This is a genomic window from Mycolicibacterium austroafricanum, assembly GCF_000612725.1.
Lineage (GTDB): Bacteria > Actinomycetota > Actinomycetes > Mycobacteriales > Mycobacteriaceae > Mycobacterium > Mycobacterium austroafricanum.
The window spans coordinates 513,099-526,352 of sequence record NZ_HG964450.1; the positions used below are offsets into that span (position 1 = coordinate 513,099).

The window sequence follows — 13,254 nt, forward strand, 5'->3', positions numbered from 1 at the left end:
CGACTACCTCATCAAGTAGAACAGCGCGAACAGGATGAGCCAGAGCACGTCGACCATGTGCCAGTACGTTGCGCCGGTTTCCACTAACGAGATTCGGGGGTTCGGTGATATGCGCAGCTCTCGGACGACGAAGCCCAGGACGACGAGTCCGAGCAGCACGTGGCACAGGTGCAGCCCCGTCATCACGTAGTAGAACATGAAGAACGCGTTGGTCCCCGGCGTCAATCCAGCGGTCACTTCCGGGACGTACTCGAACAACTTCAGTAGCGGGAACGCTGCGCCGAAACCGAGTGCGATGACGAACAACCGCACTGCGTCTGCCACTTTGCCGCTGCGGGCAGCGGAGGTGCCCAGCGCCACGAACAGTGAACTGGTCAGCAACATGACCGTGTTGACCGCGCCGATGTCCTGGTTCAACCGGGCCTGACTCTGCAGGAACAGGTCTGGGTGTTGTCCTCGGTAGAACATGTAGGCGACGAAGTAGGCGCCGAAGATCACCAGATCCCCGATGACGAAGAACCACATGCTCCCTTCGCCGGGGAGGTGGCGGCCTGTCCTGCCGTCTCGTCGGGGCTCGCCGATGCCGGCGGTCTGCCCCTGCGCGACCTCCGTCATGCGTGGGCCGTCGGCCGAGTGGCGGGCAACGATGACGCCACGACGAACTGGGCATTCTCCAGCTCGTGGACCGGCTGGTTCTTGATCGCTCGGTAGATGCAGAGGTAGACGATGATTTGCCACGGTACGTACAGCGCCATCGCGAACCAGAACGTCATCAGACCGTCCCAGGCGAAGGGTCCGGAGGTGGCGATCCAGACGGGTGCGGCCATGAGTTCGGTGAGGTACTGCCACACGGTGTAGTAACCCAGCCACTTCGGGAGGATGTTGTTCCGATCGAGCAGGATGGCCAGCCCGAACGCCATCCACATGATGCAGAAGCAGCCCAGCGAACCGATATAGGCCAGGTAGCCGAAGTCGAAGAGCATGGCCAGGATTGGCGGGTCGTACCCGGTTCGGAACGCGCCGAGACCGAAGCAGAACATGGGAAAGAGCATGCCGACGATCGCGCCGGTGGTGGCGCCGACGATGATCGTGTAGCGGAACACCGGGCTGACCGACATCCGCTTGACCTGCATCACGTAACACGCGTTGGTGATCGGCGCCAGCCCGAAGGACAGCGTCAGGATCGCGCATGCGATCAGCAGATTGTGGGACTGCATGAACCCGACGATCTCCGGCGTCGAACTGCCCGGTGATCGCGGCGGCATCATGAAACTCAGTGGCACGAAGACGATCCCGAAGAGCGTGAAGAAGCCCGGAACGATCCAGAAGGCAATCCACTGATCCAGCTTCGGGTGTCTGCGCCACGACGGCGATGTTCCCGCGGCGGGGTTGTCGGCGACCTCGACTCGCTCGTTCATGCGAGGACCTCGCGCTCGCTGCCCTGCCGATTGACGATTCGCAACAGAACCAGGAACATCACGACGATGTACGTGGCAAAGACCAAGAGCCGCAACGTGAACGACACCGCACCATCCCACGCCAGTGGACCCGACTTGTAGAGGATGGAGAACGCGCCGGGAATCAGCAGTGCGGCGATGGCGATGTTGAAGTGCGCCACCCAGCGCGGGAAGATCGGGTCCGGCCGTGCGTCGAGGTAGATGCTCAGTGCGAGACAGAGGTTCTGGACGGCGATGCTGCCCACCGGAGCGATGAAGAAGAACCACGCCATGTCGTTCAGCAGGCTGATGAGCTGCGGGTCACGTTCGGGCCTGAACGCGGCGACACCCCAGCAGTAGTCGGCGAGGATGAACGCCGTGATGCTCACGCCGACGCACATGATGTACGCGTAGGTGAACACACTGCTCGACGTCGCGGTGCGCGAAATCTGCACCGCGGCAACCGCGAACAGCGGGACCAGTGACCCAGCGATCAGATTGCACAGTATGACGACGCCGAGGATTCCCGTGACATTGGTTCGGAAAAACGCCGCGACCTCTTCGGGTGGCATGGCCGGAGACAGCGGTGGCGAGAAGACCGGGAAGAGAAGACAGGCGACCGCGAACAGCGCCCCCGCCGCCGGCGTCGTCCACAACAGGATGCGCTGACCCCTGGTACTCATCACACCGGCCTGACCGTTCCCGTGGCCCTGACCCCGCAGTGAGCTGCCGCTGGAGGGTTCGGGCCGCAATCCGCATCTGGTTGCCGATCGGCAACCAGCATCAGCCACGGTAGCCGTTCGGCAACTAGGTCTCAAGAGGTCGAGTGGCTCCGAGCGCCCTCCCGCGTCGATGCCGAGATGGCGCAGTCGTTCGGCGGGGCGCTCACTTCACCGTGGGACGTCGTCGCATTCCGCGGGTGAGGCGAGCACCGAGCAGCACCGCCACCGTCAGGACCAGCACGGCGGCGCCGATCAGCACCGGAATCGTCAGGTCGATGCGTTCGTAGCGGTAGACGACCGCCTGGTAGGGGTCATCGTCCGGTGCCTTGACGAACTCGAAATCCGATGTGATGGAAGCGGGGTCGACGATCGTCGTGGTCATCTTCGTCAGGTAGCTCCCGGCGCCGGCCAGCCCGGTCAGCGCGGCGTTGTCGGTCCGCCCCGCGATGGAGCCTGCGTAGTCCTGTCTGACGATGTGAACGGACGCGTCCGCGTCGTCGCGGCGCATCCGGTGTTCGCCGAGGGTGTAGATCGTCACCGTCTGCCCGGTGGCCGCCTGCGCCGACATCCGCATCGGATAGACCAGTTCCTCGGACGCGAAGCGCAGCATGACCGGGGCGAGCGGTCCCGCCAGGGACGCCGCGTCGGTGGTCAGGCGCATCGCGACGACCGACCACCCTTCCCGCAGATAGGGGTCGAGTCCGGCGGAGATCTCATCACGGAGCTGATATCCGTTGTCGTCCAGCCATTTCCGAATACCGTCCAGATCTCCACCGGAGAGTGTGGTGGCCTCCAACGGACCCAGCTGGACCTGCTGCAGCACCGTCGGATCGCCCGGGCCTGCCCCCGGCGCCCGTGCGGTCGCCCCCTCCGACGCCATCGCGCCGTCCCAGCCGATCGTCCAGCGCCGCACCGTCTCGATGCGCGGAGCGGACAGCTCGGCCAGATCGTCGAAAAGGTCGGCGGGTGCGGCCGACACCGTCGCCGGGGCGGGGGTCGGCATCACCAGCGCCGCGTTGTCGGCGGAGGTGCTCAGGTTGAGCCGCATCACGATCGTCTCGGTGTCGCCGTCAGCGGTGAGCAGCGCCAGCTCGTCGGCGATGCGCATCGACGGATCGGCGCTGAGCAGCCCGCCGCACGCGCACGCGGTCGCGACGGTGGGCGCCGACAGCGACGTGGCCAACAGGCACCACACCGCGATCAGCGACCACCACCGCACCCGTGCCATCCGGTGAGATTACGTCGCCTTCGCCAGCTCCGGTTCCTTCTCGAACGCATCCGGGTCGTCGAGTGCGTCGTCGATGTCCTGGGCCACCCGGATGTCGAGTCCGCGCATGTGCGCGGGACGCGTCGCGAGCGACACCGACACGTAGGTCAGGATCGCCGCGGCGAACGCGATGAACGTCGGCCACCCGTCGAACGCCGCACCGACGAGGGTGTTCGGGATGTACAGGATGGTGTTGTCGACGCCGTAGATCGTCGGGGTGAGCACGAAAAGACCGACCCGGACCACGAATCCGACGACCATCGCCGCCATCGCCGCCTTGACCGTGCCGCGACGCCAGTACAGCCCGAGGATGAACGGCACCGCCAGGCAGGCCAGCAGCAGGTCGAACGCGAGAGTGAGCAGGATGCCCGTCTGCTTCACATAGATCGCGAACGCAATCGAGAACAACGTCATCGGGACCATCGCGATGCGCGTCGCGCGCAGCAGCGGATCACGCTTACCGGGCTCGTGCACCCGGCGCACGCCGCCGAGGTTGCGTACGCAGACGTTCGAGATGGCCAGGATGGCACCGTTGGCGGTGCTCATCGACGCCCCGACCAGACCGCACAGCACCAGCACCGTCAGCCCGGCCGGCGCGTACTGGTCGAGCAGCACGAACAGCACCGGGCCGTCCAGTTCGGCCGGCATGAACGAATGTGCGGCCAGCACCACGAGCCCGAACGGCACGCAGATGGCGACGGTCCCGGTCGCCGCGCTGAAACAGGCCTTGCGGGCGGCATCCGGCGACTTGGCCGAGAACACCCGTGCCATGAAGTCGATCGCGACCACGTCACCGATCCCGAGTGCGATCAGCGTGGCCCAGTTGATGACGGCGCCCTGCGCCGGGTCGGACAACTGACCGAACGCGAAAGGTCCTGTGCCCTCGGCGATGTCGATACCATGGGTGCTCGACATCCACACGAAAAGGCCGATCGCGCCGGCCAGGATCAACGCCATCTGGATGATCGCGGTGTAGGCGTCGGCGATCAGACCGCCGGTGCCCGTGTAGGCCACGGCGATCGCCGCGATCAGCACCACCCCGAGCCAGTACGGCATGCCCAGGAAGTAGTTGAACAGCAAGCCGCCGGCCACCAGATTGCCTGCCACCAGCATGCAGAACGCGACGACGAGCAGCAGCGACGCCCCCACCTCGACCGACCGGCCGAACCTGAGCCGGTAGTAGTCGGGGAACGACGTCAACCCCATCCGGTTCATCGGTTTGGCGAAGAAGATGCCGGTGATGGTCAGGCACAGCGCCAGGCCCAGCGGCAGCGTGGCGCCCGCCCAGAACCCGAATCCGAACGCGAGGTCGGTGTTGCCGAGGGTGGCGTTGGTGTCCACGGCCGCACCCATCAGGGCACCGCCGACCAGCCAGAACGGCAGCATCCGGCCGCCGACAAGGAAATTGGAGCTGTCACCCTCGATACGCCTGGACACGAAGAAGCCGACGGCCACCACAACAGCGATACTGATCGCCACGCCGAGAAGGATCATGGAGTCTCCCGAATCGAACTGGAGTCTCCCGGGCTTTTGTCCCGCCGTGGAACGGCCGGGCTCCGGTGCCGGCCGCCTGCGCCTCTCGGACCAGACCCGGCTGCCTGCCGGCGGAACCCTAGGCGCGCCCCACATACCTGTGTGAGTCCAACTCAGAAAAGCGCCGGCTCATTACGTCAGGTCACACAGGATGTAAAAGATGCGTTTCCAGTTCCGGTGGACAGGGATTCACGGACGTGCTGACAATGACCACAGGCGTCGCGTGTTCCGGCGCCCCGGACGAGGTGCGTCGTACCCGGTCAGCGACAAGACGGCGCGATGAGGAGTACTCGTGTCCGAGTCGTATGACGTACCGAACCCAGATCTGCCCAACGCCGAGGGCGCCTGGGCGCAGCAGGCCGAAGCCAGGCTCGGCGACCGCCGGCTGCGGGAGGAGATCGACCGCGGCCTCAGCTACGGGCTGGAGGCCGCGCCGACGATCAACGACCGCACCATCTCGACGTTCGTCCGCGGCGAGAAGCCTCACTTCGCCGGTGAACGGGGCACCTTCCTGAAGTGCCCGTTCATCGAGGACGTCAACGAGGTCGACGACGCCGAGGTCGCGATCTTCGGTGTGCCGCTGGATGCCGGCGCCACCTACCGCCCCGGAACCCGGTTCGGCCCGCAGGGGATTCGCCGCTCCACCAACCTGTTCGGCACCTACAACTACGAGTCCGGCGTGGATCTGCGCGAGCAGCTGAACATGGTCGATATCGGCGACGTGTTCACGATCCCGGGCAACCTGGAGAAGTCGTTCGACCAGATCAGCCAGGCGATGGCGCACGTGGTGCAGAAGGGCGTGATGCCGATCGTGCTCGGCGGCGACCACTCCATCGGCTTCCCCACCATCCGCGGTCTGGCGCCCTACATGGACGGCAACATCGGCATCATCCACTTCGACCGGCACGTCGACACCCAGGAGACCGACCTCGACGAGCGGATGCACACCACGCCGTGGTTCCACGCCACCAACATCAAGAACGCGCCCGCGACCAACCTGGTGCAGATCGGCATCGGCGGCTGGCAGAGCCCGCGCGAAGGGGTGAAGGTGGGCCGTGACCGCAAGTCGACCGTCATCACCGTCGGCGACGTCGAAAGGGTGGGGGTCGAGAAAATCGCCGAGATCGCGCTCGAGACGGCATGGAAGGACGCCAAGGCGGTGTACCTGTCCTTCGACATCGACGTCATCGACGCCGGGTTCGTGCCCGGCACCGGCTGGCCCGAACCGGGCGGGCTGCTGCCCCGCGAGGCGCTCAACCTGGTCAAGATGGTCTCCGAGCCCGGCCTGGCCGGCATCGAGGTGGTCGAGTGCTCACCTCCGTACGACTGGGCCGAGCAGACCGCGCTGATGAGCTCGCGGGTGATCCTCGACAGCCTGGCCGCCCAGGTGCGGTCCGGCAAGCTCGGCAAGAAGGCCGCCAGGGCCGACCGCCCGGCCTGGGGGCCGTAACTAGGCTGGGGGCATGCGCATCGCGTTGGCTCAGATCCGCGGCAGTACCGACCCGGCCGAGAACCTCGACCTCGTCGAGGAGTACACCGGGCGGGCCGCCGAGGCAGGTGCGTCCCTCGTGCTGTTCCCCGAGGCGACCATCTGCCGCTTCGGGGTTCCGCCGGCCGAGATCGCCGAGCCGTTCGACGGCCCCTGGGCCTCGGCGGTACGCGGCATCGCCGCGCGCGCGGGCGTCGTGGTGGTGGCGGGCATGTACGTCCCGTCGGACGACGACGACCGGGTCACCAACACGCTGATCGCCACCGGGCCGGGGGTGGACGCGCGCTACGACAAGATCCACCTCTACGACGCGTTCGGCTTCAGCGAGTCCAAGACCGTCGCCCCGGGACGTGATCCCGTCGTCATCACGGTCGAGAGCGAGTCGGGGCCGGTGAAGGTCGGCCTGACGTTGTGTTACGACATCCGGTTCCCGGAGCTCTACGTCGAACTGGCCGAACGCGGCGCGGAGATCATCACCGCGCACGCCTCATGGGGCAACGGTCCCGGCAAGATCGACCAGTGGACACTGCTGGCCCGGGCCAGGGCCATCGACACCAGCACCGTGGTCGCCGCCGTCGGCCAGGCCTACCCGGGCGACGAGATCGCCGCGCTGGGGCCGACCGGGGTGGGCCACAGCGTGGTGGCCTCAGCGCTGGGTGAGGTGCTGGCCTCGGCGGGCGCGGACCCGCAGCTGCTGATGTGCGATATCGACCTGGAGGCAGCCCGTGCCGCCCGCCAGACCGTCGCGGTGATGCACAACCGCTCAGAGGCAGTCCGCTCTTCGCGCGAGCGCTCATCGCCAGCAGTCCGCTCTTCGCGCGAGCGCTCATCGCCAGCAGTCCGCTCTTCGCGCGAGCGCTGATCGGCATCCACTCAGGGCAGTAGGGCAGAATCGCTGGGGTGACTGATCCCTGGGCGCGTCCGCCACAACAGCCCGGCCCACCGCCGGCACCGTTTCCGCAGGACCAGCCCCCCGGTTACGGGCCAGGGCCGACATCTCCCACCCCTCAGGAAGGTTCCTCGTTGCCGGCGAAACTGAAGAACATCTTCAGCGACCCCATCTCGATCGTGCTGGTCGTCGTGATCGTGCTGGCACTGGTGTTCGCGGGCCTGCTCGGCGCCGAACTGTATGCGCGTAACCGCGCGGACACGGTCGTCGCCGGCACCGTCGAGTGCGTCGTCCAGGACGACGCCACCGCATCGTTCGGCGTGCTGCCGCCGTTCCTGATGCAGCACGTGTCGGGGCACTACACGAACATCCGCATCGAGACGGCTGGCAACCAGGTCCGCGACGCCAAGGGCATGAAGGTCGACCTCGACATCAACGACGTCCGGTTGGAGGACTCCCCCACCTCCAGCGGAACCATCGGTTCGCTGGTCGCGCACATCACCTGGAGCGCCGAGGGCATCAAGCAGACGATTCAGGGCGCCATCCCGCTCGTCGGCAGCTTCGTGACCGGGGTGACCACCAACCCCAACGACGGCACCGTCGAGCTCGAAGGCGCGCTGGGCAGCATCACCGCGCGTCCCGAGGTCGCCGACGGCGGCATCGCGCTGCGGGTGCAGCAGGTCACCGGCCTCGGCTTCACCCTGCCCCGCGAGGCCGTGCAGCCCGCGCTGGACGCGTTCACCTCCGAGCTGACGCAGGACTACCCGATGGACATCCGCGCCGATTCCGTCGAAGTCACCGATTCCGGTGTGGTGAGCCAGTTCTCGACCAGAAACGCATCCATCCCGAAGCAGACCGACGACCCCTGCTTCGCCGGGCTGTAGGCGTCAGTCGGGAAACCCGGCCAGCACCGCGCGGGTTCCGGACAGGCCCAGCCGGGTGGCACCCGAGTCGAGCATCGCCGCCGCGTCTGCGGCGGAACGGATCCCGCCGCTGGCCTTCACCCCGAGACGGCCGCCGACCGCGCCCGCCATCAACTCGACGGCACGGACCGAGGCGCCGCCGCTCGGGTGAAAACCGGTGGAGGTCTTGACGAAATCGGCGCCGGCGTCCTCGGCCACCCGGCAGATGTCGACGAGCAACGGTTCGCCGCTGATCTGGAGGATCGCGGCCGACTCGACGATCACCTTCAGCACTGCTTCTGGGGCGGCGGCACGCACCGCCGCGATGTCGGATCGCACGGCGCCGAGTTCTCCGGCAAGAGCGCATCCGACGTCGATGACCATGTCGACCTCCCTGGCTCCCGCCTCGACCGCCAACCGGGCCTCCTCGGCCTTGATCGCCGAAACGTGCTTGCCGGAGGGGAATCCCACCACCGAGGCCACCGTCGCGTCGGGCGCCAACAGGGAGACGGCCGCGACGAACGTGGGGGACACACAGATCGCGTAGACGCCGAGTTCGGCGGCCTCGGTGACGAGGGCCTCGATATCGGCCTCGGTCGCCTCGGGCTTGAGCAGGGTGTGGTCGACCAGCGCCGCGACCCGGGCGCGCGAGTAGGAACCCATCAGAAGGGCTCTTCGGTGCCGCCCGGATTGCATCGGGTGGCGATCATCTGCTCGGGGCTGACCTCGGGGCGCCACGGTTCCAGGTTCCAGCTCACCTTGCCGGGTTCGACGAACTCGGCGAAGTTCCAGTGGCACAGGAACTGCTCCCGCATGCCCGGAATCGCGGCGTCGGGGGACAGCGTCAACACCTCGGCCCACGCCGCCTCTGCCAGCGCCGCAGTGCCTGCATGACCGGATGTGCGGCGTGCCGACGGCGTCGGATACACGCGCAGGCTCGAGAGGTCACCCCACTTCGCCCACGTCACGTGGTCGACGTACGGCGGTGGCCCGGGGACCGGGGACGCCGCAGCGGGAGGAGCCGGCACCACCACAGTGCCCGCCGCGGCCACGGCGGCGATCACGAACGCGCGCACTAGCGTGACTTTCCCTGGATCTCCAGGATCTTGGGCCGCACGTCGACCAGGTAGACGCCCGCGGCGACCGCCGCGATCGCCACGCCGGTGATGCCGAGCACCAGAGCCAGCAGCACGCCCACCCCGAGGATCACCAGCCACACCGGCTTGGTCAGCTTGTCGGCTGCGGTGTAGGCGTCAGGCCGCTGCATTGCGGCATGCACGAACGCGTAGGCCGACGTCACCAGGACGGCGATCTGCAATGCGAAGAGGACGTAACCCACGAGGCCTTGGAGCTGCACGCTCAATAGCCTATGCGGGTTACGTCCCCTTTTCGACTTCCGCCGCTCGCGCGGTGGGGTCGGTTACTTCTGGGTGACCTTCTTGGCCGCCGCCTTCTTGGCCGGGGCCTTCTTGGCCGGGGTGGCCGCAGAGGTCTTCGCAGCCGCAGCCGGGCTGGCCTTCTTGGCCGGCGCCTTCTTGGCGGCCTTCTTGGCCGGCGCGGCGGCCGACTCGGCCTTCTTCGGCAGCTCGACGCCGACCAGCTTGGCGGCGCGCTCACCGACTGCGCGGGTCTGCGACGCGACGTTGCCCAGCGCCTCCTGGGTCAGCTCGACGGCCTGGTCGGTGTACTCCTCGACCCGGCTGGCGGCCTCTTCCAGCGCCGGCTGGGTGCGCAGGCGCTCGATCGCCGCCTCGCCGCGCTCGATGAGCTTGTTGTAGGTCGACTGCGCGGCCTCGGCGTAGCCCTCGGCGAACTTGCGCAGCTCCTCGGCCGTCAGCTTCTCGCGGATGTCGCCGAACTGGGCCGGCAGATCTTCCTGCAGCTTGGTGATGCGGGCGCGGCTCTCCTCGACGCGGCTCTTGGAGTCGGTGCGGGCTTCGCCGGCACGCTCACGAAGCGTCGCGACGATCTCGTTGACGCGCTCCAGCGCCAGGTCGGCTGCACCGACCGCGGCGAGCAGAGGGGCCTTCAGGTCGTCGATGTCGAGTTGGTTCTTGTTGGTCTCAGCCATGGCTGTGTCCTTCCTTCGGAGGTTTGAGTTCTGTGATCGATTGCGGGACTTCGGGGATCTCTAGAGGGCTCTTGTCTTGTTCAGTCGTGGGCTCCTCGTCTACGTCGGTCACATTGTCGCCTCGCGCTTCCGTCGCTGAGACCGCTTCGGCGAGGACGGCCTCGTTCTGCTGGCAGAACGAGGTGTAGATGTCGAGCAGCACCTGCTTCTGCCGCTCGTTGATCGCCGTGTCGGTGACGATGGCGTCGCGGACCTCGTTGGTCTCACTCGGCTCGAGGATTCCGGCCCTGACGTAGAGAACCTCGGCGGAAACCCGCAGTGCCTTGGCGATCTGGTTGAGCACATCTGCGGACGGTTTCCGCAGGCCCCGCTCGATCTGGCTGAGGTACGGGTTGGACACCCCCGCCTTCTCGGCCAGTTGCCGCACCGACACCTGCGCGGCTTCGCGCTGGGCCCGGATGAAAGAGCCGATGTCCTGTGCAGCGCTGGACATGACAGCGGCAAGATTCTCATCCTGCGGCATGGGTTGCCCCCTCGTGCGGTGGGTTATCCGATTACCGACAACACCAACCGTACGACGGGGTGCTAACTTTTGCAAGCACCAGTTAGCGCAGGTCAGAACAATAGCTGGGCTATCGAATAGATGGCCAGACCCGCCAGCGACCCCACCACGGTGCCATTGATGCGAATGAACTGCAGGTCGCGGCCCACGTGAAGTTCGATCCGGCGGCTGGCCTCCTCGGCATCCCACCGCTCGATCGTGTCGGTGATGATCGTGGTGATCTCCGCCCCGTACTCGCCGACGAGGTGCTGAGCCCCGCGCACGATCCAGTTGTCCGCCTTGTCGCGCAGGTCAGCGTCGTCGCGCAGGGATTCCCCGATGCGCACGACGGTGTCGGCAATGCGGGTGCGCAGTGACGACGACGGGTCGTCGACCGATTCGAGAATGATCCGCTTGGCCGCGTTCCATGCCGTCTCGGCAGCCCTGGCGACCTCGTCGCGGGCCATGATCTGGTCTTTGACGTTCTCGGCCTTGCGGATCGTGGCCTCGTCGTTCTGCAGGTCGTCGGCGAACTCGAACAGGAACCGGGTGGCCGACCGGCGCAGCTCATGATCGGGATCACGACGCACCTTGTCGGTGAAGTCCATCAGCTCGCGGTGGATGCGATCGCCCACGAGATGGTCCACCCACCGCGGCGACCAGGTCGGCGAGTCACGTTCGATGACACGCTCGATGACCTCGCCGGCGTTCAACGACCACTGGAAGGCGCGATCGGCGAGCAACTGCAACAGCGCCTCCTGCCTGCCCTCGACCAGCAACGTGGACAGCACCCGCCCGACAGGGGGACCCCACTGCGGTTCGGCGATCCGCTTGATGATCATCCGGTCCAGCACATGCTGGACGTCCTCGTCACGCAGCATTTCGACCAGCACGCGCAGCACGGTCGCCGTCTCGGCGGCCACCCGCTCGGCATGCTTGCGGTCACAGAGCCACTTGCCCACCCGGCCGGCGACGTCGGCGTCGCGCAGCTTGGTCTCCACGTTGGCCGGGGACAGGAAGTTCTGCCGCACGAACGTGCCGAGCCCCTCCCCCAGCTGATCCTTCTTCCGCTTGATGATCGCGGTGTGCGGGATCGGAATGCCCAGCGGATGCTTGAACAGCGCGGTGACCGCGAACCAGTCGGCCAGCGCGCCGACCATGCCGGCCTCGGCCGCCGCCCGCACATATCCGATCCAGGGGGCCGCACCACCGGATGCGGCACCCCGGGACTGCGCCCAGGTGCAGATGAGGAAGATGACGCTGGCCCCGAGCAGGAAACCGAGCGCGACCAGCTTCATGCGCCTGAGCGCGCGCCTGCGTTCGGCGTCGGCGGCGCTGTCCGCGTCGGCTATCGCCTGGGCGAAACTCGTCAGCGCGCCGGCGGGCCGGACGTCCGGGGCATCTAGTCGGTGAGCCACATGTCCCATCATCCCTGCGCGGACAACCAGCCGGGGCCGGCCGCCGTATTATCGATGCGTACATAGGGAACGGATCACCGCGAACGTGGCACAACAATTCCCGCCGGTGGCGGCCAAGACCGACGGACGGAAACGGCGCTGGCACCGGCACAAGGTGGAGCGCCGCAACGAGCTGGTCGACGGCACGCTGGAGGCCATCCGCAGACTGGGCAGCAACGTCAGCATGGACGAGATCGCGGCGGAGATCGGTGTCTCCAAGACGGTGCTCTACCGCTACTTCGTCGACAAGAACGACCTCACTACCGCGGTGATGATGCGTTTCGCGCAGACCACGCTGATCCCCAACATGGCGGCCGCGCTGTCGTCGAATCTGGATGGATACGACCTGACCCGCGAGATCATCAAGGTCTACGTCGAGACCGTCGCGGCCGAACCGGAGCCCTATCGGTTCGTGATGGCCAACAACTCGGCGAGCAAGAGCAAGGCCGTCGCCGACTCCGAGACGATCATCGCGCGCATGCTCGCGGTCATGCTGCGCAGGCGCATGGTGTCGGCAGGCATGGACACCGGCGGCGCCGAACCGTGGGCGTACCACATCGTCGGCGGCGTCCAGTTGGCCACGCACTCGTGGATGTCGAATCCGCGGATGACCGCCGAGGAGCTGATCGACTATCTGACGATGCTGTCCTGGAGTGCGCTGTGCGGCATCGTCGAGGTCAACGGATCGCTGGACACGTTCCGTCAGAGTCCTCATCCTTCCCCGGCGTTGCCCACTCGCCTGCTTGACTAGGGCGCATGAGCGAAGCTTGCGAGCGAATCATCGGCCCTGAATGCGCCGACCGAGCCTGCGAGGACGGCGCATGAGCGAAGCTTGCGAGCGAATCATCGGCCCTGAATGCGCCGACCGAGCCTGCGAGGACGGCGCATGAGCGAAGCTTGCGAGCGAATCATCGGCCCTGAATGCGCCGACCGAGCCTGCGAGGACG

15 protein-coding genes and 2 riboswitches are annotated in these 13,254 nt (G+C 66.8%); of the genes, 4 read left to right on the forward strand and 11 right to left on the reverse strand.

Annotated elements, in window-relative coordinates:
- Positions 1–3: 3 nt before the first annotated feature.
- From BN976_RS02495 to BN976_RS02515, 5 genes are all read right to left on the reverse strand, one after another.
- Positions 4–615 (reverse strand): cytochrome c oxidase subunit 3 family protein, encoded by a 612-nt coding sequence (locus BN976_RS02495; protein WP_051558259.1) that lies wholly within the window; start codon positions 613–615, stop codon positions 4–6.
- Positions 612–1,418: a hypothetical protein gene (locus tag BN976_RS02500; RefSeq protein WP_011778092.1), complete on the reverse strand. Its 807-nt coding sequence runs from the start codon at positions 1,416–1,418 to the stop codon at positions 612–614. The genes BN976_RS02495 and BN976_RS02500 overlap by 4 nt, the downstream gene beginning before the upstream one ends.
- Positions 1,415–2,119: a hypothetical protein gene (locus BN976_RS02505; protein ID WP_011778091.1), complete on the reverse strand. Its 705-nt coding sequence runs from the start codon at positions 2,117–2,119 to the stop codon at positions 1,415–1,417. The genes BN976_RS02500 and BN976_RS02505 overlap by 4 nt, the downstream gene beginning before the upstream one ends.
- Positions 2,120–2,321: 202 nt before the next feature.
- Positions 2,322–3,386 (reverse strand): DUF2330 domain-containing protein, encoded by a 1,065-nt coding sequence (locus BN976_RS02510; RefSeq protein ID WP_036367663.1) that lies wholly within the window; start codon positions 3,384–3,386, stop codon positions 2,322–2,324.
- Between the two features lie 9 nt (positions 3,387–3,395).
- Positions 3,396–4,919, reverse strand: coding sequence for a high affinity choline transporter 1 (locus BN976_RS02515; RefSeq protein WP_011778089.1), 1,524 nt, complete (start codon positions 4,917–4,919; stop codon positions 3,396–3,398).
- Between the two features lie 23 nt (positions 4,920–4,942).
- Positions 4,943–5,052: riboswitch (guanidine-I (ykkC/yxkD leader) on the reverse strand.
- A gap of 118 nt (positions 5,053–5,170) precedes the next feature.
- Positions 5,171–5,239, forward strand: a riboswitch (guanidine-III (ykkC-III) riboswitch).
- Between the two features lie 11 nt (positions 5,240–5,250).
- Here BN976_RS02515 and BN976_RS02520 point away from each other — a divergent pair.
- Genes BN976_RS02520 through BN976_RS02530 form a run of 3 tightly spaced genes read left to right on the forward strand, consistent with a single transcriptional unit; the run spans position 5,251 to position 8,220 of the window.
- On the forward strand, positions 5,251–6,408 hold the full coding sequence (locus BN976_RS02520) for an agmatinase family protein (RefSeq protein WP_011778088.1): 1,158 nt from the start codon (positions 5,251–5,253) through the stop codon (positions 6,406–6,408).
- 13 nt (positions 6,409–6,421) lie between these two features.
- Positions 6,422–7,309 (forward strand): carbon-nitrogen hydrolase family protein, encoded by an 888-nt coding sequence (locus BN976_RS02525; protein ID WP_011778087.1) that lies wholly within the window; start codon positions 6,422–6,424, stop codon positions 7,307–7,309.
- Between the two features lie 38 nt (positions 7,310–7,347).
- Positions 7,348–8,220, forward strand: coding sequence for an LmeA family phospholipid-binding protein (locus BN976_RS02530; RefSeq protein ID WP_011778086.1), 873 nt, complete (start codon positions 7,348–7,350; stop codon positions 8,218–8,220).
- 3 nt (positions 8,221–8,223) lie between these two features.
- On the opposite strand, the gene deoC is transcribed toward BN976_RS02530, so the two are convergent.
- The 6 genes from deoC to BN976_RS02560 form a co-directional block, all read right to left on the reverse strand.
- Complete coding sequence (deoC, locus tag BN976_RS02535) at positions 8,224–8,901, reverse strand: deoxyribose-phosphate aldolase (protein WP_036367665.1); 678 nt, start codon at positions 8,899–8,901, stop codon at positions 8,224–8,226.
- Positions 8,901–9,314 (reverse strand): DUF2599 domain-containing protein, encoded by a 414-nt coding sequence (locus BN976_RS02540; RefSeq protein WP_036367666.1) that lies wholly within the window; start codon positions 9,312–9,314, stop codon positions 8,901–8,903. The genes deoC and BN976_RS02540 overlap by 1 nt, the downstream gene beginning before the upstream one ends.
- Positions 9,314–9,595 (reverse strand): DUF2516 family protein, encoded by a 282-nt coding sequence (locus BN976_RS02545; protein WP_011778083.1) that lies wholly within the window; start codon positions 9,593–9,595, stop codon positions 9,314–9,316. Before BN976_RS02545 ends, BN976_RS02540 begins: the two co-directional genes overlap by 1 nt.
- Before the next feature lie 63 nt (positions 9,596–9,658).
- Positions 9,659–10,309, reverse strand: a complete 651-nt coding sequence (locus BN976_RS02550) for a hypothetical protein (protein WP_011778082.1) — start codon at positions 10,307–10,309, stop codon at positions 9,659–9,661.
- Positions 10,302–10,832, reverse strand: coding sequence for a helix-turn-helix domain-containing protein (locus tag BN976_RS02555; RefSeq protein ID WP_011778081.1), 531 nt, complete (start codon positions 10,830–10,832; stop codon positions 10,302–10,304). The genes BN976_RS02550 and BN976_RS02555 overlap by 8 nt, the downstream gene beginning before the upstream one ends.
- A gap of 92 nt (positions 10,833–10,924) precedes the next feature.
- On the reverse strand, positions 10,925–12,277 hold the full coding sequence (locus tag BN976_RS02560) for a DUF445 domain-containing protein (protein WP_086008470.1): 1,353 nt from the start codon (positions 12,275–12,277) through the stop codon (positions 10,925–10,927).
- Between the two features lie 76 nt (positions 12,278–12,353).
- Between BN976_RS02560 and BN976_RS02565 the strand changes: the two genes are divergently transcribed.
- Positions 12,354–13,058, forward strand: a complete 705-nt coding sequence (locus BN976_RS02565; RefSeq protein ID WP_036367669.1) for a TetR/AcrR family transcriptional regulator — start codon at positions 12,354–12,356, stop codon at positions 13,056–13,058.
- Positions 13,059–13,254 lie beyond the last annotated feature (196 nt).

Coding starts and splice junctions, on each gene's coding strand:
- BN976_RS02495 (WP_051558259.1), bottom strand. CDS start 615: ATGACGGAGGTCGCGCAGGGGCAGACCGCCGGCATCGGCGAGCCCCGA.
- BN976_RS02500 (WP_011778092.1), bottom strand. CDS start 1,418: ATGAACGAGCGAGTCGAGGTCGCCGACAACCCCGCCGCGGGAACATCG.
- BN976_RS02505 (WP_011778091.1), bottom strand. CDS start 2,119: ATGAGTACCAGGGGTCAGCGCATCCTGTTGTGGACGACGCCGGCGGCG.
- BN976_RS02510 (WP_036367663.1), bottom strand. CDS start 3,386: ATGGCACGGGTGCGGTGGTGGTCGCTGATCGCGGTGTGGTGCCTGTTG.
- BN976_RS02515 (WP_011778089.1), bottom strand. CDS start 4,919: ATGATCCTTCTCGGCGTGGCGATCAGTATCGCTGTTGTGGTGGCCGTC.
- BN976_RS02525 (WP_011778087.1), top strand. CDS start 6,422: ATGCGCATCGCGTTGGCTCAGATCCGCGGCAGTACCGACCCGGCCGAG.
- deoC (WP_036367665.1), bottom strand. CDS start 8,901: ATGGGTTCCTACTCGCGCGCCCGGGTCGCGGCGCTGGTCGACCACACC.
- BN976_RS02550 (WP_011778082.1), bottom strand. CDS start 10,309: ATGGCTGAGACCAACAAGAACCAACTCGACATCGACGACCTGAAGGCC.
- BN976_RS02555 (WP_011778081.1), bottom strand. CDS start 10,832: ATGCCGCAGGATGAGAATCTTGCCGCTGTCATGTCCAGCGCTGCACAG.
- BN976_RS02560 (WP_086008470.1), bottom strand. CDS start 12,277: ATGGGACATGTGGCTCACCGACTAGATGCCCCGGACGTCCGGCCCGCC.